Source organism: Clostridium sp. Marseille-Q7071 (assembly GCF_965112025.1).
Map to the genome: position 1 here is coordinate 121,613 of NZ_CBCOPR010000001.1, position 23,878 is coordinate 145,490.

Below are 23,878 nucleotides of genomic sequence, written 5' to 3' on the forward strand. Positions count from 1 at the left end.
GTACTTAACAGACTAAATAATAAACACTATAATATTATCATATTAACTAATAGTTTAGAATTTAATTATAGGATTGTTTATACTCAATTATAATTTCCTCAGATAAGGAATAAATTATAATAACTAAAGAATTCTATAAAAATTTATTTACCAACTATGTTAGGCATCTGAACGAAAATACCAAGTCAAAGATGTTAGTCTATTCTATATTGGACAAGGCGTCAGGCTCCGTTCATAGTGCTGCTATGGTCGGGTTCTGACAACGTAGTATAATGTAAAATAGTCTAACATGATGGCTTGCTATTTTTCTGAAGATGCCTTAATTATTATATAAATTAATAGGGGGCATAAAAATGAAAATTTTAGCATTACTTGGTAGTCCAAGAAAGAAAGGAAACACTTCCATATTATTAGATGAATATCTTAAGGGAATAAAAGAAGCCAATAAGAATATAGAAATTACTAAAATATATCTACATGAAAAAAATATACGTAATTGTGCTTCATGTAACTTTTGTCATAACATTAATATTGGTCAATGTTGTATAAAAGATGATATGCAAGAACTTTATATTAAATTTAAAGAAGCAGATATGATTGTTTTTGCAACGCCTATTTACTGGTGGAACATTTCAGCACAACTGAAATCATTTATAGATAGAATTTATGCTTTAGATGTAGGGCAAGGATACTTTACAAATAAAAAAGTTTCTCTTCTTATGACTTATGGTGGAAATCTTCCTAATAAAGGACCAGAAATTGTTAGAATTAGTTTTGAAGAAATATGTAAATATACAGATATGAATCTAATTGATGTATATGGAGTATGTACTGACGAATACTTAAAAGTAGCTGAAAACCCTAAGGCTCTTCAAGATGTATATGACATGGGGCTAAAAATTTCTTAAATTAACCTATTTATTCTATAAACTTTTATTTATAGGCTTAAAAATAAAGCAATCTTATATATATTTAGTTAAGATTGCTTTATCTAAAAAATTATTTATATAAAATTTAATTAACAATATCTAATATCTTTTCTTCTTTCCATCTTATTATTACAAGTATTGTTCCAATAATAATCAAAGAAAAATAAGTTATAGGTATGAAATATTTAGGTAGATAAATACCTGTAACCCTACCTATAATACGTGGAAGCAGTTTGCTAATAATAAAAATTATAGGTACTTGTACTCCAATTAAAGTTATATAGTTATTTACCATACTTGATATAAACATTACTATTAATCCAATAACAAAGCTTAATATATACATAGCTATTACCGTAATAACTATATACTGTATAAATGTTAAATCATACCAAAATAAATAGCTACCAAAAACTGAATTTATATTAGAATTAAAAAACATTTCTACATTGTTAAATGAATAAGCTATGAAAAAACACAGAAGTTGAATAGTTGTTATTATAAAAGCAGCCATTAATCCTGAAATTACCTTCTTTTTAAATAAATATCTTCCAGTTTTAGATGTCTGCTGAAGAAGATTTACTTTATTCAACTTATCTTTTAAAAATATAGGCGATATCATGAAAATTATGCTTATTATTACTAACATAGCTACATATTTTATTAAAGAATTATAATTTTCAAAAATTAGATAAGGAAAAATAGACTCATACTCTCCGCTACTAGCTATTTCCTTAATTCGTTTTTCTTGTTTCTCATTTATTGTCTCATATGTAGATCCCATCCACTCATCTTTGTGCTTATAATCTTCTATTAGTTGTTCTCTTGCTTGTAGTTGCCAAAATATATCTGATCTTACCTCAAAGAAAACATAATTATGTAGATTATTTAATTTTTCTATATCTTGATCCATATTTTTAAATTTTTCGTAGGTAGTTATCCCTTCATATACAAATTCTTTCTTTGATTGAAGATATCTATTTGCCTCTTCTACTTGTTTATTATAAGTATCCTTGAAATGTTCAAATTCCTCTTCATCCATCTCTTCGCCATAATTATTTATCATTTCAACACCTATATTATAGTAATCTAATTCTGGTCTTCCGTTAGGAAAATGCTCTATATAAAAACTAATAAATAGAAAATACATTATTATACTGATAACCATAAGTACAAATACCATCTTTAGGCTAAATATTTTCTTTATTTCATTTAAAACTACTTTCATTTATGCCCTCCTAATATATACTTTCTCTTTTAAATCTTTTAATACATAAGGTGCATAGGATTATTAATAATACGGACCATACACCAACTGTAATTATTTCATAATATTTAAATACTGTAGATACGCCATTTCCCATAAACCATAAAAAAGGATTTAAAATAAGACAAAAGGGTGTAAATCCAGTAATAAAAATAGCATTAGAACTGGTTGGCATAGAGCCTGGTATCAATATACTTCCTCCAAAGATTATGGCAAATATAAAAAATACAATATAACTATTTTTTATAAATTTTGATATTACAAAGGTAATGCCAGCAAAAAGTAATTCACATATATAAACTACTCCAATAGCAGAAAGTAAATATTGGACAAAAGACATATTCCACCATGATATATAAGGTACTTTATCTTCCCAGTTAAAAGCAGTACTTATTGGAACATTCCAAAGTCCTGAATAATCAAATAAGATAAAATAAGCAAGCAAAGTGACCCCCATAATAATAGTTGTAACTATTATAGAGGAAATTATTGAAGCAAATAGCTTGTCCATAATAATCTTTCTTCCCCTTTTAGATGAGTATGCTAAGTGATGAGTACTGTTTTCAAACTCATAGTTAACTAAATAGGCTGTAATTAGAACAACTATTATCATTATTTGAAAAATAATATTCTTAAATAAAGTCTTAAATAAAAAAGAATGCATTCCATAAATTTCTCCTATAAAAAATAGGTTTTTATGTTCTCCATTTTCTTTTAATTTTTCAAATCTGTCACCTAATTTTTTATATTCATTTCTTAAAGTATCAGCAGCTTTTCCACTGAGTCCAGCTGAATTTATCGCACTCTCCGCAATAGTCATTGTATCAATGGTACTATATCTTTCATCAATACTTTTTATAGATTGATGATATATTTCTACAATACTCAACTCACTGATAAATTTTTTCTCCTCTTCGTTATAAATGTCTCCTTTATAACCCTGTGGTGAATATTCATCATCCTTAAAAAGTTCTAATACACTTTCATAGCTTTTAGAAGTTTTTTTAGAAGTAATTTCATTCATTTTATTTAATTCATCATTATAATAATTATCAAACTCATTAACCATTTTGTCGTTAATTTCATATCCAAACTTATCTACAACTTTATTTAAAACCTTAAGTTCATCTCTAAAATATCCATTATTGAATATAATAAAAAAATTAAAGACTATAAATGCGGCCAAAAGTGATAGTATTATAGGGGATGTAATGGCTTTTTTAAGCTCGTACATTTTTATCTTCATAAAATATCTACACCCTCTCTAATGGTTCATCTCTATATTCATAAAGAAATACATCTTCTAAGCTTGGAATAACAGCCTTCCATGCACTATCGGGTTTTCCTTTACATATAAATCTTACTTTCATCTTACCTTCTTCCTGTTTTTCTGATAATGAAAAATACTGTTTTCTAAAATTAGATGCAGTATCAAAATCAATTTCTGTTTCATATACCATCCCTTGAATGTTTTTGCATATATTATTAATACTGTCTTTATAAAGTATTTTTTTATCCTTTATCATAATAATTTCATTAGCTATTGATTCAACATCAGATACTATATGAGTTGAAAGAATAACTATCCTATCCCTTGACAGCTCAGTAAGTAAATTTCTAAAGCGAACCCTTTCTTTTGGATCTAAACCAGCAGTAGGCTCATCTAATATAAGAATTTTAGGATCATTAAGCATTGCTTGAGCAATTCCTACTCTCTGAATCATTCCACCAGAAAATTTTCTCATCTTTTTATTAGCTACATCTTCAAGAGCAACTAATTTCAAAAGTTCTTCTATTCTTTTCTTAGCAGCATTATTATCTATACCTTTTAGTGCAGCTAAATAAAGTAAATATTGTTTTGGACTATAATTTTTATAATATCCAAATTCTTGAGGTAAATAACCTAATATATCTCGATATTCATCATCCATTTTCACTATATCTGTCCCATTATAAAGGATTTCCCCTTCATTAGGAAAAATTAGTGTTGTTAGCATTTTTATCAGTGTGGTTTTTCCTGCCCCATTTGGTGCTAATAGTCCATAGACCCCATTTGCAAACTCAAGATTAATATTTTTAAGCACAGAAAAGTTTCCATAGCTTTTGGTAACATTGTTTACTACTAACATTTTTAAAACACTCCTTTTACAGTTCTAAAAGTAATAAGCTTTTTTAAACTTTTTATATAACTACAACCACAGGCAATTATTACAATTAAATACACATATGTAGGTATACTCATAAGCAATTTATTGTAAAAATTCATATTAAATATACTTAATGCTAAATTTATAAATATCCATCCTCCAATTACAAAGTACTTTGTAAAACCTGAACCTATCTTAGTTATTAAATATAAAAATACAGTAGAAAATAAAAATAATGCTGTAACTGAAATCATGAATCCCTTTAAAAAGTTTATTTGTTCATATCCAAGGAAAATTCCATATATATATATTCCATTGGCTATAATACAAATAATACTAAAAATAAGCATTCTCAATGCTGCTAATTGGTATATATTATATTTACATACCATCTCTATTTCATAGGTACCTTTTTGTTTTGTATTAACAAAAGAAAATAATGACATAATTAAATATAATATTGGAGAAACCATAAATATAAGAGAATATATTACCTCATATTCCATATTAGAATTCTTACTAATACCTACAGTAAGAGAAATTAATATAGGCAATATTAATATTATAAGAAAACTAATTTCTCCTATATCGTGAAACAGATGCTTAAAACCAATCTGCCTATACATATTTTTTAGATGTGAATAAAATGATTCTTTTGGTTTAATCCCCTTATTTATAATAGTTTTAATTTGAGCTTCTATTTCTAAGTCATCAGGCATTTCTATATGAAACTTCTCCTTATTCATATTGCGCCTCCTTTAATATTTTTCTTATTTTCTTAAGAGTTGCATAGTACTTAGTTTTAACAGTAGATTCTGGCATTTGTACTATATTTGATATGTCTAAGAATGTACTCTCCCCAAAAATTTTTAATCTAAATATTTGTTGTGTTATCCCATCAAACTTATTTACTATATCAATAATTCTTTGAGCATCTTCTCTATACTCTATATTAATTGTAAAATCTTCCTCATCATATATATCATAATCATCAATTGTAACAGCTATACTATTGTATCTATAGTATTTAGAACGATAGTAATCCACTACTCGATTAGTGGATATTTTATATAGCCATGTTCTAAAAGAAGCTTTTTCTCCATCATAATTATTTATTGATTGTAGCATGCTTATAAATATTTCTTGTGTTAAATCCATAGATAGTTCTTTATTAATTGTTTGTTTATATACATATGCATATATTTCCTTATAATATATAGAAATAAGCTCATTTGCTGCAGCTTTGCTTGATTTCAGCTTAATTTCCTTTATCAATCGTTTTTCTTTATCCATATTTCACCACTTACTTAACTATTTTCATGAAAATGATCAGTGAGACTTTTTTCATATTCCTTATATAAATTTAATATCTTAAAATGTAACTTATAATTTTGTATAGATGTTTCTTTAAGTATTCAATTCACAACTTAGTTCAATTCACAATTCACAATGCAAAATTCACAATTGTGGATATTTCTCAGCAAAGGCTGAGAAATTTAGAATTAATTAACTGTAGCGGAGAACAGTGTTCTCCACAAAACCCAAATTAGTTTCTATTATCAATTATTGAACAGACACAGGGACGGTCCATTACAAATTATAAAATGAAAATTATTAAAAAGAATAAACCGTCCCTTATTCTTGGTTATCTCCATTAATATTAGTTAAATTTATTATTATTGTTGCAAGCTATACTGCACCCTTATACAATTGAAAATTGATGATTGACAATGGACAATTATTGAAGCTTCTCCTTTATATGAGAAGCTTTGAATCAATTTATTTTTAAAGAAATTAATTTCAACTACGGATTAGTACCCCTCAAATGGGACACTATATACTAATTACTAGCTTATCCTTAAATTTACAATTTTTTAGATTATAGAACTCATCAGGAGTTCTATAATCTATTGATGAATGGACTCGTATAGTGTTATATCCATATACATATTTATCAATGATGGCTTCCGCCTCTTCTAAACTATTAAATATCTTGCCAGCTAGACACTCATCTTGAAGATACCTATGATATGACTCTATATGTGCATTATAGTTCGGGCTATGCACTGGAATCCTTTCATGGATCACCTTTTCTTTTATACATAGCTTTTCAAAGTCATGAGCTATAAACTGTGAACCATTGTCCGTACGGACAGTAAGTCCGTCAACAGCATCTTTGATGCTTCTGTTGTATAATGCTATAAGCAATACTTCTTGCGCTGCTTCAGCATTAGCAGAAGGTGATAGCTTACATGCTATAATACTTCTATCAAAAACATCAATAATTGAAGCTAAATAAGCAACTTCACGTGTACCAGCAATATACACATACTTTGTGTCCATCTCCCAAAGTTGATTAGACTGTTTAACTAAGTGATTCTTACAAACACGTTTATATCTTGTAACTGGCTCCTTAGATTTCTGTATCATCCCTAATATACTCATTAGCCGATATACCTTTTTCTTGTTTATCTTTAAGCAATACCTTCGTTTAAGAACTGCTGTAACCTTCTTGTAACCATAGTGTCGTCCATGGTCACAGGACTTTATTTCCATAATGTACTTTTGTATTACTAAGTCACTTACTTTTACATTATCAATATTATAGCTAAATCCTGGAATAACTCCCTCTTTTCTTACAATGGGTGTATTTCCATCTTTTTTAGCTTGTTTTCTTCGATAGTATGTAGATCTATTCAGTCCTAGTATCCTAAGAATGCTTGCTACTGGTGCTCCACATGCTATCCATTCCTCTGCATACTCATAATAATCTATTTCATTTTCTTTTTTTTTAATAAATCTCTCAATACTGCTATTTCTAGGTCTTTCTGTTTATTTTCTTCAACAAGTTTTTTATACTCTTATAATTCACAATTATATTTTCTTCCTTAGGTTCCTTTGGTTTCAACGTTTGTTGATATCTCCTATAATTCCCTTTCCATGTTGATAGCAATTTAGGATTAATATCATATTTTGCAGCAACTAAAGCATTGCTTCCATATTCCAATGCCTCCTTAACAATTGCAACTCGTTCTTCTTCTGTAAACTTTCTTGTAAATTTTGTAGTCATATTTTACCCCCTCAACCTTGCTTTTTTATTGTATAGTCATTTGAACGAAGTGTCTAACATCTTGAGGGGGTCTATGAGAACTACAATCGTCAATTTTCCATTCTCAATTCTTAATTGGTTATGTTCCCCAGAGGTAGATACTAGCAATTATTTTGATGCATATAAATCTTAGGTTGGGTACATCCATATATTCGTAATGGTATTATAAATAGTTTTACTTTGTTCAAAATTTTATTAAATAAATAAAAAATAACGCCACCAGTTATTTACTGTTGACGTTAATATTGTAACTATTTTGACTATAACTTATTCTACTATGAAGCCCTAAGTAACAGGAACAATAGTATATTAGAATTACTCTAAGATATTTTTGTGATGATATTAATAAATAAAATATTCGTTTTAAATTTTTCTTTAATCAATTCGAATTGCTTTCTCACCACCAGATTGATAAATGACTAATTCACAAACCTTGCCTTTTTCATCTTTTAAAAACTCCAATTCAACTAAAGCATGTTTTATAAAGAATCTTGTTTCTGATAGAGGTATTAATTCATATAGTGATTTCATTAACATTTGAAAAAATAGTTTTCCATCTTTTTTTATAACTGTTATTTCTAATCCAGGATCTAAAAGATATTTTCCTATATATTGGTCATAAACACTTTCATCTATATCTACTCTTTCTTTTGCCTTAGGTACTTCTGGAATTGTATACGGTTTGTCAAACAAGATTTGCTGCACTGCTAAAAGGGTTTGTTGCTGAAAATCTATATTTTGTTCAAAGTTACATAGGTATATAATTGTTTTATTTTTATCTATATAACGAAATAAATAATTGTTATATCCTGGCCATCCCCCACTATGGCTAACTACCTTTCCCATATCATTATCATAATCAATAATCCATCCAAATCCATAATCAAAGGTTTCTTTATTATTTAAATATACTGGCGCAAAAGCTTCTTCTAATGTTTTTCTAGTCACTAGCTTTTCTGAATATAATGCTCTATCCCAAATAAAGAGCTCTTCAACATTTGAACTTATCATCCCATCTCCCTGCATTCCATCTAAGAATACAACATATTCTATTCCAGCTAATTTATCTGGAAGCTCATATTTTTCTGACTGATGAGAGTACACATATCCATAAGCATAATCAGATATTTCTTCCTTATTATATCTACGGTTATATACTCTTGAACTTTTCATGCCAAGTGGCTGAAAGATGTATTTATCCATATATTCCTCAAAACTCATCCCTGTTACTTTTTCTATAATCAAAGCAAGGACAACATATCCAGTATTACTATACTCCCACTTTTCATTAGGCTCAAAATACATAGCTGGTTTATATTTTTTTAGCATTTCCAATACGTCTTGATTGCTAGCAATCTTATCACGATTCCACTTTTCTATAAAAAGAACAGAATAATCTGGCAAACCGGATGTATGGCTAAGAAGTTGTCTAATTGTAATTCCCTTATAAGGAAAGTCTGGAATCCATTTCTCAATGAAATCTTCATAATCAAGCTTACCTTGCTCTTTTAAAATCATAATTCCCATGGCAGTAATTGGCTTAGATACAGAGGCTAATTCAAATACAGAATCAGTAGTTAGTGGACGACTCGTTGATATGTCTGCGATACCAAAGGCCTCTTTATAGATTATTTCCCCACCATCTGCTACTAAAATTGCTCCATTAAATTGTTTTTTCTCAGCTAAGTTCATAAATAAATTATGAAGTTTCTCTTGTTTTTTATTCATAAAAATTCCCCCTTTGAATTAAACATTTAAAGTAAAATAATTAATAAAACATTCTAAAAATATATTCTTTACTAGAATGAAATTGACTAAGATAATAATGCTATTAATAGGTTTTAACAACACAATATGATACAAAACATAACTAAATACTAGCTAATTATCTTTTGAAGGTGCTTATATATTTCTCTAATAGAAACATTTTATTTTAGCTATATAAATATTTTAGGCTACTTAAATGAAGAGTAAAAAAAATTATTTTTGTTCTAGTTCTTTTTCAATGACCTTCTTAAATTTTAGTGAGAGTTTTCTTAAAACTACAATTTCATCCCAGTCTAACTTTGAGTAAAAGCGATTAATAATAGAACGTTCAACTTCTTCGCATCTTTTAAAATGCTCAATACCTTTTTCATCCATTTCAACAAAGATTTCTCTACGATTACTAGGGTTAATTTCTCGCTTTATATATCCTTCTTTTTCTAATTTACTGACGATTTGACTAACTGCACTAGATGTAATTTCCATAGCTTCAGCAATTTCACTTATATTAAGACTTCCATGTTTATGCACCAACTCAAGCAAAACACCTTGCTTTGTGGTGATTTCATCATCCATTAAATCTTTATATTCCTGTAATAACATCATATTACATGCATAGTCTGCTTCTCTCATCTCTTTTACATATTGAATCAGTTCCTCATTCATTTTAGTAACCTCCATTGTTAAGATACCTTAATAATTAACTTATATTAATAATATATCGTTTTCTTCTCTTTTGTCAAGCAAATTATAATTAAAAATATTAATTTTATAATTATGGACATTTCTCAGTAGAAACTAAGAAATTTAAGTAAATATGTATAAAAAAATGGCGAACACTGTTGGCCGCTACAAAAATCTATTAAAGAAATTGGTTTGATTAAAACTAATTTCAACCGTAATTGTCAATTTTCAATTCTCCATTGTTGAAGTTCTTCATTGATGAAGTTCTCCATTGATTCTATATATTCTCAGAATACATCTCCTTTAAAAGCTTAATAAAATTTTCAGATGTCTTGGATAAATAATGATCTTTTAACCAAATTAATCCTGATTGTGCAATAAAATTATCATCATCAATTTCATATATCCTTACATTGTATCCTTTATGTATTTTAAGTACTGATTCAGGAATAATAGTTGTACCAAATCCCGAAGATACTAATTCTAATAAAACTAATATGTCCGAGCATTCACATAATATATTTACATTCAAATCACGATGTAAAAATGGTTCTAAAATCATATTATATAGACCTAATCCTTCAGTACTAGGTACTATAAGTGGATACTTCTGTATTTGCTCATAAGATATTTTCTGTGAAGGTAGTATTATTTTATTTGATGTTACAAAACAAAATTTTTCTGATTCAAAATGAAAAACAGAAAAGTCTTTTAACTCCACCGGCATTCTAACAATAGCCAATTCAATAGCTCGTTCTTTCAACAGTTTGCATAGCTGTCCCGATTCATTTTGTTGAATTTTATAAGATACATAAGGGTATCTCTCTTGAAAAATACTAAGTAAAGTAGATAATTTATAATATGATAGTGTATTTACACCAATTAGTAATTTGCCTCTTACACCACTTCCTATTTCTTTAATCTCAATGTTGGATTCTTCCATAAGATTTACTATATTTAAAGCATTCTGGTAAAGTGCTTTTCCAGCATCAGTGAGCTCAAGAAATTTTCCACTTTTACTAACTAACTTAACCCCAACTTCCTCCTCCATAGCACTTAGTTGCTGGCTTAAAGGGGGTTGGGTCATGTGAAGTTTTTTAGCTGCAGCAGTAATTTGTTTTTCTTCAGCAATAGCAATAAAATATCGTAATTGTCTAATATCCATAATTATATCTCCCACCTTACATATGAAAAACATATGTAAGCCAAATAAAAATAATATTTTCCATATATTTATTTATATGTTACCATAAATTTGGTATTTGAATACAATTTTGCTTATTGCATTACCTTATAAACTTAACAAAATAAAATTATATAAAAGAAATCTCTCTCTTTATATAATAATAAAATCTCTACTAAAAAACTTTAGTTATAATCTTTAGTTTATAACTAAAACTTTTTATTTATAAATATTATTTTAAAATAAAGGAGTATGCTCACTATGGTAATGGATATGAAAAAAGGAAATCCAACAAAACTTATATTAAACTTTGCATTTCCAATGCTTATAGGAAATATATTTCAACAAGTATATAATATGGTTGATTCTATCGTAGTTGGTAGATTTGTAGGTAAGAATGCCCTTGCTGCTGTTGGATCATCTTTTTCACTTATGAACTTTATTACTTTATTAATAATTGGACTATGTATGGGAAGTTCCATTGTCATTTCTCAATATTTTGGTGCTGAAGACTATGAAGGGTTAAAACGTGTAGTTTCAACATCTTTTATTTTTATGTTTATATTTACTGTACTTTTATCAATTTTAACGTTTTTATTTACAAAACCCCTTTTAATACTGATTAAAACTCCAGTGGAAATATTAGAAGACTCCACTTCTTATCTTAAGATTGTTTTTGCCGGATTAATATTTACATTTTTATACAATGCAATAGCATCACTACTAAGAGCATTAGGTGATTCAAAAACATCTTTATATTTTTTAGTTATTGCTTGTATTATCAATATAGTATTGGATCTTGTATTTGTTTTAAATTTTAAAATGGGCGTTGCAGGAGTTGCATATGCTACCGTTATAGCTCAAGCTATTGCCTCAATTTTAAGTTTAATATACGCTTTTTCAAAAGTTCCCATACTAAGAATGAAAAAAAAAGAATTTGTATTTGATCGTACAATTTTCCCAGTCATAGCGAAGTATAGTTTCTTAACTTCTATACAACAGTCTATTATGTCTATAGGTATGGTAGCTGTGCAAGGTCTTGTTAACACATTCGGTGCGGATGTAATAGCAGCTTTTACTGCTGCTGGGAAGGTTGATTCACTTGCATATCTCCCTGTTCAAGATTTTGGTAATGCCTTTTCAACTTATGTAGCTCAAAACGTAGGAGCAGGTAAAAAAGAAAGAGTACATGAAGGGGTAAAATCTGCTATTAAAATAATTATTGTTTTCTGTATTATTTCATCTATTTTGATTTTAATGTCATCAGAATATCTCATGAAAATATTCGTTGACTCAAGTGAGGTGAAAGTAATAGAAACTGGTATTGAGTATATATCTGTAGTTGGAATATTTTATATGTTAATTGGCTTTCTTTTTATGTTCTATGGTTTCTTTAGAGGTGTAGGTAATCTTACAATGTCTGTGGTATTAACAATAGTATCTCTTGGTACCCGTGTACTAATGGCATACTCTCTTTCTTCTATTTCATATATTGGACAAAAAGGTATTTGGTGGTCCATACCTATTGGATGGCTTTTAGCAGATATCCTTGGATTTATAACTTATAAAAAAGGTAAGTGGCAAAATAATATTATTGATCTAAAAGATAAAATAACTGAAGAAAAAGAATGTATGTAAGCTTAATTCATAATGCAAAATGCACAATTATGGATATTTCTTAATGGAAACTGAGAAATTTTGAATTATTTAACTGTAGCGGCGAACAGTGTTCGCCACATATTATTGCATTAATATTCAATTATAGGATACATTCAAAAGGAACTGGCGAACACTGCTCGCCCCTACGGTAGCTAGCAACTGCATTGCTAGTCAAAAAAATCCTTTACAGAAATTATTTTATTTAAAAATAATTTTCACCATAATTGTCAATTGCCAATTTTGAATTGTGCATTGATAAAGCCTCTGGGGTGCAGTATGGTATGATACTATATTTGCATCATTAAACAATATTTTAATAACATTGCGTCTCTCCATAGTATTAGCATAAATCCGCTAATTTTTGCTCCAAACCATACTGCACCTCAGAGGAACCCTTATACAATTGAGGATTGACGATTGACAATGAAGAATTATTGATACTTCTCTTTCTACAAGAGAAGTTCTAAATTTATTTCTTTTCAAAGTGACTCAGTCACTTTTATTGAAAAATCTATTTAAAGAAATTAATTTATAAGAATTAATTTCCACCACAATTGTCAATTCTCCATTTTCAATTCTCAATTGATTAAGTTCCCCAGAGGTGGAAAAACTAGCAATTGTATTGCTAGTCAAAATTAAATTCCATATTAATTATCAATCATCTAACTGTAGCGGCGAACACTGTTCACCGCTACAAAAATTTATTTAAAAAATTAGATTGAACAAAAATAATTTCAACCTTAATTTTGAATTGTGCATTACTTAACTTTATCTATAATTGTTTTTTATTTTATCTATCTTCTCTAAAATTAAATCAACTACTTCTTTAGGTGACTCAACAATTGCATCTGTACCTACACCTAATAAAAAATCTGAATAATAGTCTATGTCCCTTATATCTATAGTTGTATCAATAATCCCAGTGCCATCATCATTAACTTTTATTTTTTTATCCATCCACGGTTCTAGCTGACACTTTCTAACTCCTTTTTTAGAAAGCCTTACTTTTAGCCTTACAGTTTCTTTAGGCTTTGATGGTTCAAACCAATCTTTTAAAGTTATATTGCTAATGTCTTTTTCTACAGTTGTATCTTCATTTATACTTACTGATTTAATATAGTCAACTCGAAATAATCTGTAAGATTGTTTCTTTAAACAAAATGCTGGGCAATACCAATAGCCATTATGCGAATATATGCCAATAGGTAAAATTTCTCTATAACTAATTCCACTCATAGATTCATATTTAATTGATAAAACACTTCTTTGAATTACTGCTTCTAGAATAAATTTTAAGTATGGATTTTCTTCATTTCTTCTTGGTATCCAAAATAAAACTCGATTTCTCATTACATCAATTTTATCTTTCGTATTATCTGGAAGATAATTATAAAACTTATTTAATGCAGATACAGTATCATCTTCAAAAGGTAATGATTCATAATTTTGAAGAGACTGATAAGCAAAAAACATTGCTATAGCTTCATTTTCTGTAAATGCTATAGGAGGTAATATCTTTTTATTTAATAATCTATATCCACCTTTAGCTCCAAGTTCTGTATATAGTGGAACCCCTAAATCTTCTAAATCTTTCAAATCTCTTTGTATTGTACGTATTGAAACTCCAAATTCCTCTGCTAATTCCTTTGCTGTAAAGTTTTGTTTTCTATTAATAACAATTATTAAATCTACTAATCGTTTAGATTTATTCATAATTTTAGCTCCTAGAATATGTTTTTTTACTCATTATAGTCTTCTTATAATAAATACGTCAATAGTTGTCATAGATACATGTTACATTTATATTGATAATAAAAAAATTATTAATTAGGAGGTTAAATTATGTTCAAAAGATTAGAATGTGTATCCCTTTATACTTCTGATATCAAAAATTCTGTTGATTTTTATACCGCTTTGGGTTTAAAAGAAAATTGGAAAATTGAAAGAAAGTTAGATAATGGTAAACTTTGGACACTGATTGGATTAAAGTTTCCTGAAAAAAATAGCTCAGAGCTTGTTCTTCAAAATAATGCTGATATCAATGTAACAGATATAGAAATATATGTAGATGATGTTGTAGATACGTACAATAACTTAAGTGAAAATCCCAATGTAAATTGGATTAGAGAACCTTTTAAAACTGAATCTGGTCATGTTGCAGTGTTGGAAGCTCCAGATAAAAATGTGTTTGTATTAGTAGGTAAATAATATATTAATTGAAAGGATTGATTACATGATTTCATATAGAGGAAATGGTTCATATTGTTATTCTAACTCCGCTTCTATGTTATTATCTACAATAGATGAAGATGTATGTAATTCTTTAATAGAAGTGCTCACAGGATTTTCATTAGGTGCTTCTATAGAAGATGGTTTACTGTTTTTTGATAACTCTATAACTACTCCAGATGTAGCAATTAATGCAGCATTTCATTCATTAGGTTTTACTATAAATGAAAGAGTTAGCAATTATGGAGATAAACTTCCCTTAGAAGAATTTTTAAAAGTTCTATCTATTTATCCAGTTATGTTAGGGCCTTTAGATATGGGATTCTTAACATATTTACCAAATCATAAATATCTAAGTGGATCTGATCATTATGTCTTAGCCTTACAAATGAATAACAATGAAATATTATTGCATGATCCACATGGTTACCCTTTTGTATCATTATCTTTAAGTCAATTAGATTTAGCTTGGAAAGCTGATAAAATACACTGTAAAAAAGGACCTTATCATTACTGGTTTTCTCCTAAGAAAGAATTAAATCTAAGTGAAGATGAGATTTTTTTAAGAGCAGTTAACAATTTTAAAACCATATATATAAATCAACAAAAGGCAATGGAAAAATCTAAAATGCCTTTTGGAAAAGAAGCAATAAATATAAAGGCAACCGAGTTTAAAAACAAAAAAATTACGAATCGAGAAATGTCTCATTTAATATATTTTGCATTTCCATTAGCAGCAAGAAGAGCACAAGATTTCGCAAAATATTTTAATAATCGAAACGGTGTAATATCAACACTAAAAGAAAAACAATCTAGATTATTTGGCAAATGCCAAACACTAGCAACATTAAATCGCTTAGATGATGTGGCTGATACACTTAAAATCATAGCAGATATTGAGGATCAAATTAAAACCGCTATACTAAAATTATAATAAATACGGCATCTGAAATAAAAAAAGAGTTCGCTGAACTCTTTTTTATAATGTACAATTCACAATTATGGATATTTCTCAGTCATCACTGAGAAGCTTAGAATTAATTCTGTAGCGGCGAACAGTGTTCGCCACGTACTGACTAGCAATGCAATTGCTAGTTGGAAATCTATTTAAGAAATTATTTTGCTAAAAAATAATTTCATCCTTAATTGTACATTATGAATTTTACATTGTGCATTGGTTTACGCTGTGAATTGAATAAAGTAATGCTAACATTAAAATTAATATCCAGCATACTTTAATGCTGTTTTCTTAAAAAATTCTCTAAATCCTTTATTCTGAATATCATCTTCTTTATTTTTCTTATTATTCTCCATATCAATATAATACCTATTGCTTTCTATATCTACTGAAAGAGAATCTAAAGGGAATCCTTCATTTCTTTTTTCATGAGGCTTTGAAGATATTATAAAACTTCCTGTTCCTATATCTTCTCCATCATATTCAAATATGTTTTTATCATCCATCACTAGACATATGCCATTTTTATATCTTACCTTTGCTTGTCCTCCTAACTTTCTAGCTAAGGAGCTATAGTAATCTATCATTTCCTCATCATCTAAGCTTTTTCCATTCACTCTTCTAACATGTACTCCAGGTTGATTTTCTTTACTTAATCCTTCTATGTACAGTCCTGAGTCACAAGAAAATACTGGACTTTTATAAGTCTTATAATATGCAAGAGCTTTAATCCTAGCATTTTCTAGTGGCTCATTACCACTTTCATCTATTTCATCAAACTTTAAATTAATATCCTTTAATCCTATAATTTCAATATCCAGCCCTTCAAGGACTTTTTTCATATGTGCTAATTTTGCTGGATTAGATGTACCATATAACAGCTTCATATTTTCACCCCTAAAATTAATATTTTTTATAATAAACTTAAGGTAATTATCTATTTACTAATTTCTATTTTATTATAAGTTGATAAATAAACCTACTAATTTTGGATGAACAAGTAGGTTTATTCATTATAAATATTATGTATATATCAAAGAAATAGCGATTTTAATTATAAAATCGCTATTTTTCATATAAATATAGTTTATTATTAATCTCAATACTAAATAATCATTTTTATCCTATTAAATTATTAAAGATGATTTTAAGCATTTTCCTTAATTCTATAAATTTGTTCTTCTGCTTGCCACATGGCATTATACTTTCCTCGCTTCTTTATTAATTCACTATGTGTTCCCTGTTCTATAACTTTACCATTTGAAACTACAAGAATTTTATCAGCATTTTTAATAATTGAGAGTGTATGCGCAATCATAATCACTGTCTTTTTTGCCTTTAAAAGATTTAAAATTGCCTCTTTTACTGCTAGCTCATTCTCAATATCTAAAGAAGCTGTTGCTTCATCCAAAAGTATGATTGGACTATTTTTCAAAATAGCACGAGCAATAGAAATTCTTTGCCTTTCACCACCTGAAATCTGGTTGCCGTTTTCTCCTACAGGCGTATCATATCCCTTTTCCAATTTCTCAATAAAGTTAGCACAGTTTGCTAATTTGCAAGCTTCCACAATTTCTGCGTCGGTGGCTGAAGGACGAGCATAACGTATATTATTCTTAATGGTATCATTAAATAAAAACACATCCTGATCAACCATTGAAATCTGACTCAAAACTTTTTCTGAATTTATATCATTGATAGATATGCCTCCAATTTTAATATCTCCAGCCTGTGGTTCATAGTATTTAGAAATAAGATTTAGAATTGTAGATTTACCAGATCCCGAATCTCCAACAATTGCAGTTAGCTTTTTATCTTCTGCTGTAAAGTTAACTCCAGTAAGAATCGGTTCCCCCTCCACATAAGAAAAGTTCACATCTTCAAAACATATACCTTGAGTTTCAGGTGTAAATATAACATCTGATTTTCTTTCTTCCTGTTCATTGATAATCTGAGTAATCTTTCCTTTAGAAATCATTAAGTTTTTATATGATGTACAATCAATAAAAATAGTTCCTGCTAGCTTTGATACAAAAATTGGGATCATACTAACCATCAGAAAAGCAGCTGTATCTAGTATTCCAGACATCCAAGCATTTCCCGCAGCAATAATAGTTGCTGGTAGACTGCACCATGCAATGATGTTAAATGTAACGCCAACAGGTATAACTTTTTTTTCATATACATAGCTCACATCACTATAGGATCTCATTGAATCTGTAACAGATCTATTCTTTGTTCCTCCAATACCATAGGCACGGAATGTTTGTATACCCGTAATATATTCTACAATATTGCTCACATTATCTGCTAAAATTTGATTTTTCTCACTTCCATATTCTTTTACGGATCGAAAAGATAGCCATAAGGCTGGTATCACCATTAAATCAGCAATGAGTAGAATTACCCCAACAGGAAAATAAACACTTCCCATAAATAAAATAACCATAAGAGAAAGTACTATATTTTTTACAATATCTCCAGATTTATGAGTGAGAATCTTTTCATAGTTATTAACATTACTAGTCACAACATTGATGTATTCACCTGTTTGTCCTTTTGTAAAACGAGCTAAGGATATTTTTTTAATTTTATCACCTAAAAATAAACGTATATTCCGACTTACATTAGCTCCACCGATTTGTCCCTGAGTATAACCAATACTATAGGAAATCAATCGAATAATGAATACAAATGCAAGACTACCCGTTAAAGAAAGAAGTAATTTTATATTTAAGTTATGGTTCCACAGCGCCTGAATAGAATAATAAAGCATCATAAAATTACATCCAGATAACAATCCTTCTAGCATATTAAGTGCCATAGACAAATAGAATCTTCCATTCTTTTTCATCACTTTATTTGGATTCATAGAGCGTACCTCCTTCTATTTTGTAGGTAATACCACGTGCCTCCTCATAATCTCGCCATGCATGCCTATAATAGAGATTATTTTTAAGAACCTCATCATGAGTACCAACGGAGGTAATTGTACTACTTTCTACTACAGCCACCCTGTCACATTTAAGAACAACACCTAATCTATGTGCTACAATAATTACTGTTTTCCCTTTACAAAGATTATGAATTGCCTTATCAATTTCTACTTGGTTTTCTGGATCTGCTGCAGAAGTTGCTTCATCTAAAATCAAAATAGGGGCATTCTTTAAAATAGCACGAGCTATTGCAATTCTCTGTTTCTCACCACCTGAAAATCTAGATCCATAACTTCCTACAAGAGTATCGTATCCATTTGGAAGTTTCATAATAAAATCATCAATTTGCGCCTTTTTTGCCGCTGAACGAACTTCTTCAATAGTGGCATTACTTCCCATTCTAATGTTTTCTAAAACACTATCCTTAGTTAAGAAAGTCTTTTGAAATACAACAGAAACATTTTGTAGCAAGTCTTCATAATTGATTTCTTTTACATTCTTTCCACCAATTAAAATCTCACCTTTTCCAACGTCATAAAAACGGGCAATTAATTCAATTATAGTGCTTTTCCCTGCACCAGAACGACCAACCAATGCGATTTTTTCTCCATCTTGAATGTTTAATTTGCAATCTTCTAAAACATTATTTTTTCCATCATAGGCAAAGCTTACATTATTAATTGTGATGTCTCTCTTTTTAGGGAAAGCACTTCCCCCCTCATAAGCAGGTATTTGAAGAATTTCATCAGCTTTACGTATACCATTGAGGACTTGCGCAAAACTGGAACCAAGTTCCTGCAAAGGTCGTAACTCTGTTAAATACAAAGAGCCTACAAAGGCAAAGAGAATAAAAGCACTAGCAGTTAAAGAACCTTTTAAAAACCAGAATCCTCCAAGTGGTACCATAAGCAGTAGACCACACTCAACAATGACAACATAGGCAGCATAGGGTGGCCCCATTCTACGGGACATTTCTTTCCAAACGGAATGTTCATCTTCAATGGCATCAGAATATTTTTTGAAGGAATGACTTCCCATATTATAGGCTTTAATCTGTTTCATTCCGCTAATATATTCAATCATAGTGGAATTTAGATTTGAAATAGAACGATTTGCTCGCTCCATCATCTTATCTGTTCCACGGAACATAATAGCCATCAATCCAAAGGCCAAAACTAAAGGAATCAATGATACCAATGCCAGTTTCCAATTTACTGTACAAAGGTATATAAATACTGCAATTGGTCCACTGACATAATAAATAAGTTCTGGCAAATGGTGTGCTAAAAATAGCTCTAACTTTTCAATCTCCTCATTTAATGTGGTTTTAATTTCACCTGTGTTTCTCTCACTTAAATTTCCAAGAGGAACCTTTGCCATATGATTTACCAACATACAGCGCACTTTAAATAGAGCATTGTAAGCTCCTTTATGAGACAGTACGCCAGCTATACCAAACATTATAAAACGAATAGCAACTGCAGCAGCAATTAGTACTGCATAATATAACAAAACTTCTTTAGAAAATATATTATTATAAACATTTTCCATAATCTTATATACACCATAATAGGGAATCATTGTGCTAAGACCACTAATCAGTGACAAAATTACCGACAAATATAAATAATATTTATCCTTTCCCGCCCATTTTAATAGAAGTAATATTGGATTTTTTTCTTTTTGTTTCATATAATTCACATCCCCTCAACCTTATTCAATGCATAATTCACAATGCACAATTCACAATTGTGGATATTTCTCAGTTATCACTGAGGAATTTTAAATTAATTTTTTTGAAGTTACAGGGTAACTTTTTATGAAAGATTAGCAATTGCATTGCTAATTAAAAATATATTAAAGAGATTATTTTGCTAAAAATAATTTTCACCTCAATTGTGAATTGTGGACTGTGCATTGATAAGATTCCTACTATAAAATTAATTACTATTTTCTCTGTAAAAGCTTAATTGATGACTGACAGAAAAAATGCTATAATCATATAAGTTAGTTCTAACTAACCATATATCAAAAATCATTGTATCCTTTGAGAAATTCCTCGTCAATAAGAGGTAAAAAGCTACTCTTTTAAAGAAAATCTTATGATATAGGCTATATATCTATATATTTGAAATTTAAATAAACATTCTTTCTGTCATATGAGAGTATTAAAAAGATAAAATGGAGTTTTCTAATAAGCTTATATAGAACTCCGTAGTGGGAGGTGATAAGATTGGAATGTAAGTTATACCAAGAAATAGGTGAAAGAGGTTCTGCAGCTTTTTTTACAGAATCACTTGCTTTTCGAAATGTTATTGAAAACGGGGAACACTTTTTAAAACCTAATCCAAAAGAGGGAGAAGGATTTATTTATCAGGTGAATCCTTCTCCAGGTCTATTTCTTTCGATTAGTAACTGGACACCTTATTCACCAATTTATAAGACATATCAGCTTAATCAAAGACGAATAGAAATTTACTTAATAGAAAGTGGTAAAATTTCTTTAATTCAAAACGGTAAGAAAACTTTTGATGTTCCAGCTGGCGTGAATGTATATTTTAATAAACTGACGAAAGGTCGTATTTACTTTGGGAATCATAAGCCAATCCAAATTATTAATATATTGATTTTAGAGGACTATATCGCAAGACATTTAGAAAGTCAATTTTCTGAAGATGATTTTAATTTTGCAGAAACTTTTAATTGGAAGACACAACACTATAACACACCAGAAGTGACATTGTTGTTCCAACAGATTAAACAAAAACTCTTATCTTTTGAAAAGTCTCGTTTATATTATGAAAGTAAGATTGGTGAATTGCTTTCAATCATTGCAGGTAATTTCTTAAACGAAAAACATAAAATAGAAAAAGCTGTAAGCTTTGTTTCAACTAAAGATTTAAGACAACTAGAATTAGTAAAATCTGCAATTGATAGAAATGTTATTAATCCACCAGATATTAAAGAGCTCTGTAAGATTGCTGCAATTGGTCAAACAAAACTACGTGAATCATTTAAAGTTGCGTACCACATGACAATTGGAGAATATATCCGTCTTGCTAAGATGCGACATTCCCTGATTCTTCTATCCAATAATGAGTTAAAAATTCAAAATATTGCAAAACATATTGGATACGCAAATGCTAGTAAGTTTTCAGCAGCATTTAAAAGAGTTTATGGTTATTCACCAGATGAGTATAGAAAAAACTATTTTTAGTTCAAAGTTTTCTTCTAAATAATAAAAAATAGACTTAATCCTACATTTGCAGTATTAAGTCTATTTTTATATTTTCTCACCACTCTTTTTACTAAAGCCTGTATATATGCTACAATTTTTAAATAACTTCTCTTCTCAACTATGTATCTTATATCCTTATCATTCCAAAGGTAATTCTATCATAAAGCAGATTTTTCCCTCATCTACCTTATAAGTTATGTATGCATTATTTTTTTCCGCTAATTCTTTGCATATAAATAGACCCAATCCAGAACTTATTTGTGTATGGTCTCCATAATTATACTTAGTAAAAGATTCTAATAAATTTTCTTTAATTTCCTTTGGAATAGGAAGGCATTTATTTTCTATAATAATATAAATATTATTTTCACATTTGCATTGAATATTTATTCGTCCATCTTCACTACATTTGATTCCATTATCTATTAAATTCACAAGAATAGTTCTTATGTCTTCTTTTACAGCAAAAATTACAGCGTCATCACTCTTTAAGTTAATATCTATTTTTTGTTTTTAAAACACAAGCTCAAATTCATATATGATTTGAGTTAATAATTCTTTAATATTAAATTTTTGAGAAATGCCTTACTAAAAACTATGAACACCTATCCTCGAAAATCCCTTTATATCAATAACTTTCCCCTTTCAAAATGGAGAGAAACGGATAAAAATGGACTTTCAAGAATATCATTTGAACCAAATTGAACCAAAGATAGTAGCTAATTGAATACAAAATAACCACCATAGCATTTTAAAATTTTAATCTATTACTTGTAAAGAACTTGAGAAGGTCTCCTTTTGAAGTTTTTTACAAGTCCAGCAAGCGAAAGTGCGGTAGAAAAATCCCTCTAAATTAAGTTTAAAACCTATCTTTATTTCCAAACTGGTATCAACTTGATATTACAAGCAAAGAAAAAGCCTTGGAAACATTGATAATACCAAGTTCCTAAGACTATATGTCCTACTCCCATTCAATTGTAGTCTGTCATTTATAATATATTGACTTTATTTTTTGTCAAGTATTATTGATGGCGAAAAGCCCTAAATAGCAAATAAAAACATCCCCAAAAATGATAATACTAAATAAAAGATTGCTTCCTGTTTGATGACAAATGAAGATGATATTGTTTCATCTTTTTCGGTGCTATTTTTTTTCAAGATGATGTGAAAGAATGCTTTAAAGATGAAATATCCGATAATAGCTCCTAGGGTGTTCATAATTAAATCATCTGTCGTTGTGGTTCGACTTTGAGTGAACAATTGACTTAATTCAATACTTAAGGATAACAAAAATCCCGACAAGGCAACCTTTTTAATTGTTCGAAATTGTTTCCAAATCAATGGTAACAAGAATCCTAATGGTATCGTCATTATAATATTCAAAACATACGGCATCATTGACTCAGGAGAACTAGAGAATGGAACTAAATAAATTCGATCAAATCCAGATGTAGATGTGGTAACAAACCGTTGCACATCCCAAATTGTTCCTATACCTGTTACCCCATAAACAGCTGCCAGATACACTAAAAAAATAAATACCCCTAGAAAATGCTTGCGGGAAACACTTCCTTCTTCCTTCTTCTTAGCCCTTAGATAAAATCCTTTTTGAAATACAATACATAAAATGCATGTACAAATAATGTTAATTAAAAAATCAGTGTGAACAACATACATAATACATATACGAATATAGACATATAAATACTGAAATAGTGACACAATAATCCTCCTTGTTGAATCAAAATTTAATTATTGACATGATTATAATATCA

Annotated in this window: 21 protein-coding genes; 5 read left to right on the plus strand and 16 right to left on the minus strand. The window is 29.0% G+C overall.

The window, feature by feature from the left end; genetic code table 11:
- The first annotated feature begins 353 nt into the window (after positions 1-353).
- Positions 354-908 carry a flavodoxin family protein gene (locus tag ACWPW7_RS00525; RefSeq protein ID WP_454051962.1) on the plus strand — a complete coding sequence of 185 codons (555 nt, stop codon included), beginning with the start codon at positions 354-356 and terminating at the stop codon, positions 906-908.
- Positions 909-1,014: 106 nt separating this feature from the next.
- Here the strand turns inward: ACWPW7_RS00525 and ACWPW7_RS00530 are convergent, their stop codons facing one another.
- From ACWPW7_RS00530 to ACWPW7_RS00575, 10 genes are all read right to left on the minus strand, one after another.
- Complete coding sequence (locus ACWPW7_RS00530; protein ID WP_454051963.1) at positions 1,015-2,157, minus strand: hypothetical protein; 1,143 nt, start codon at positions 2,155-2,157, stop codon at positions 1,015-1,017.
- Positions 2,158-2,167: 10 nt separating this feature from the next.
- Positions 2,168-3,442 carry a hypothetical protein gene (locus tag ACWPW7_RS00535; RefSeq protein WP_454051964.1) on the minus strand — a complete coding sequence of 425 codons (1,275 nt, stop codon included), beginning with the start codon at positions 3,440-3,442 and terminating at the stop codon, positions 2,168-2,170.
- 7 nt (positions 3,443-3,449) lie between these two features.
- A complete protein-coding gene (locus ACWPW7_RS00540; RefSeq protein WP_454051965.1) occupies positions 3,450-4,325 on the minus strand; it encodes an ABC transporter ATP-binding protein in 876 nt (291 codons plus the stop codon).
- Positions 4,326-4,327: 2 nt separating this feature from the next.
- A complete protein-coding gene (locus ACWPW7_RS00545; RefSeq protein WP_454051966.1) occupies positions 4,328-5,089 on the minus strand; it encodes a hypothetical protein in 762 nt (253 codons plus the stop codon).
- Positions 5,082-5,636: an RNA polymerase sigma factor gene (locus ACWPW7_RS00550; RefSeq protein ID WP_454051967.1), complete on the minus strand. Its 555-nt coding sequence runs from the start codon at positions 5,634-5,636 to the stop codon at positions 5,082-5,084. Before ACWPW7_RS00550 ends, ACWPW7_RS00545 begins: the two co-directional genes overlap by 8 nt.
- Before the next feature lie 540 nt (positions 5,637-6,176).
- On the minus strand, positions 6,177-7,151 hold the full coding sequence (locus ACWPW7_RS00555) for an IS3 family transposase (protein WP_454055450.1): 975 nt from the start codon (positions 7,149-7,151) through the stop codon (positions 6,177-6,179).
- Between the two features lie 10 nt (positions 7,152-7,161).
- On the minus strand, positions 7,162-7,413 hold the full coding sequence (locus tag ACWPW7_RS00560; protein WP_454051968.1) for a transposase: 252 nt from the start codon (positions 7,411-7,413) through the stop codon (positions 7,162-7,164).
- A 414-nt stretch (positions 7,414-7,827) separates the two neighbouring features.
- Positions 7,828-9,180, minus strand: a complete 1,353-nt coding sequence (locus ACWPW7_RS00565) for a serine hydrolase (protein WP_454051969.1) — start codon at positions 9,178-9,180, stop codon at positions 7,828-7,830.
- 252 nt (positions 9,181-9,432) lie between these two features.
- Positions 9,433-9,882 carry a MarR family winged helix-turn-helix transcriptional regulator gene (locus ACWPW7_RS00570; RefSeq protein ID WP_454051970.1) on the minus strand — a complete coding sequence of 150 codons (450 nt, stop codon included), beginning with the start codon at positions 9,880-9,882 and terminating at the stop codon, positions 9,433-9,435.
- Positions 9,883-10,177: 295 nt separating this feature from the next.
- Positions 10,178-11,065, minus strand: coding sequence for a LysR family transcriptional regulator (locus ACWPW7_RS00575; RefSeq protein WP_454051971.1), 888 nt, complete (start codon positions 11,063-11,065; stop codon positions 10,178-10,180).
- 270 nt (positions 11,066-11,335) lie between these two features.
- Here ACWPW7_RS00575 and ACWPW7_RS00580 point away from each other — a divergent pair, with 270 nt between their 5' ends.
- Positions 11,336-12,721, plus strand: a complete 1,386-nt coding sequence (locus tag ACWPW7_RS00580; protein ID WP_454051972.1) for an MATE family efflux transporter — start codon at positions 11,336-11,338, stop codon at positions 12,719-12,721.
- Between the two features lie 789 nt (positions 12,722-13,510).
- On the opposite strand, the gene ACWPW7_RS00585 is transcribed toward ACWPW7_RS00580, so the two are convergent.
- Positions 13,511-14,455 carry a helix-turn-helix transcriptional regulator gene (locus ACWPW7_RS00585; RefSeq protein ID WP_454051973.1) on the minus strand — a complete coding sequence of 315 codons (945 nt, stop codon included), beginning with the start codon at positions 14,453-14,455 and terminating at the stop codon, positions 13,511-13,513.
- Between the two features lie 129 nt (positions 14,456-14,584).
- On the opposite strand from ACWPW7_RS00585, the gene ACWPW7_RS00590 reads away from it, so the two are divergent.
- Both ACWPW7_RS00590 and ACWPW7_RS00595 read left to right on the plus strand, forming a co-directional pair.
- Positions 14,585-14,950 (plus strand): VOC family protein, encoded by a 366-nt coding sequence (locus ACWPW7_RS00590; protein ID WP_454051974.1) that lies wholly within the window; start codon positions 14,585-14,587, stop codon positions 14,948-14,950.
- A 25-nt stretch (positions 14,951-14,975) separates the two neighbouring features.
- Positions 14,976-15,905, plus strand: coding sequence for a hypothetical protein (locus ACWPW7_RS00595; protein WP_454051975.1), 930 nt, complete (start codon positions 14,976-14,978; stop codon positions 15,903-15,905).
- A gap of 284 nt (positions 15,906-16,189) precedes the next feature.
- Here the strand turns inward: ACWPW7_RS00595 and ACWPW7_RS00600 are convergent, their stop codons facing one another.
- From ACWPW7_RS00600 to ACWPW7_RS00610, 3 genes are all read right to left on the minus strand, one after another.
- Entirely contained in the window at positions 16,190-16,816 is a 627-nt protein-coding gene (locus ACWPW7_RS00600) for a non-canonical purine NTP pyrophosphatase (RefSeq protein WP_454051976.1), read from the minus strand.
- A 260-nt stretch (positions 16,817-17,076) separates the two neighbouring features.
- On the minus strand, positions 17,077-18,801 hold the full coding sequence (locus tag ACWPW7_RS00605; protein ID WP_454051977.1) for an ABC transporter ATP-binding protein: 1,725 nt from the start codon (positions 18,799-18,801) through the stop codon (positions 17,077-17,079).
- On the minus strand, positions 18,788-20,557 hold the full coding sequence (locus ACWPW7_RS00610) for an ABC transporter ATP-binding protein (RefSeq protein WP_454051978.1): 1,770 nt from the start codon (positions 20,555-20,557) through the stop codon (positions 18,788-18,790). Before ACWPW7_RS00610 ends, ACWPW7_RS00605 begins: the two co-directional genes overlap by 14 nt.
- A 541-nt stretch (positions 20,558-21,098) precedes the next feature.
- Between ACWPW7_RS00610 and ACWPW7_RS00615 the strand changes: the two genes are divergently transcribed.
- Positions 21,099-22,082: a helix-turn-helix transcriptional regulator gene (locus ACWPW7_RS00615; RefSeq protein ID WP_454051979.1), complete on the plus strand. Its 984-nt coding sequence runs from the start codon at positions 21,099-21,101 to the stop codon at positions 22,080-22,082.
- A gap of 159 nt (positions 22,083-22,241) precedes the next feature.
- Here the strand turns inward: ACWPW7_RS00615 and ACWPW7_RS00620 are convergent, their stop codons facing one another.
- Positions 22,242-22,607: a sensor histidine kinase gene (locus ACWPW7_RS00620; protein ID WP_454055452.1), complete on the minus strand. Its 366-nt coding sequence runs from the start codon at positions 22,605-22,607 to the stop codon at positions 22,242-22,244.
- A gap of 537 nt (positions 22,608-23,144) precedes the next feature.
- A complete protein-coding gene (locus tag ACWPW7_RS00625) occupies positions 23,145-23,780 on the minus strand; it encodes a VanZ family protein (protein ID WP_454055453.1) in 636 nt (211 codons plus the stop codon).
- Positions 23,781-23,878: the final 98 nt, after the last annotated feature.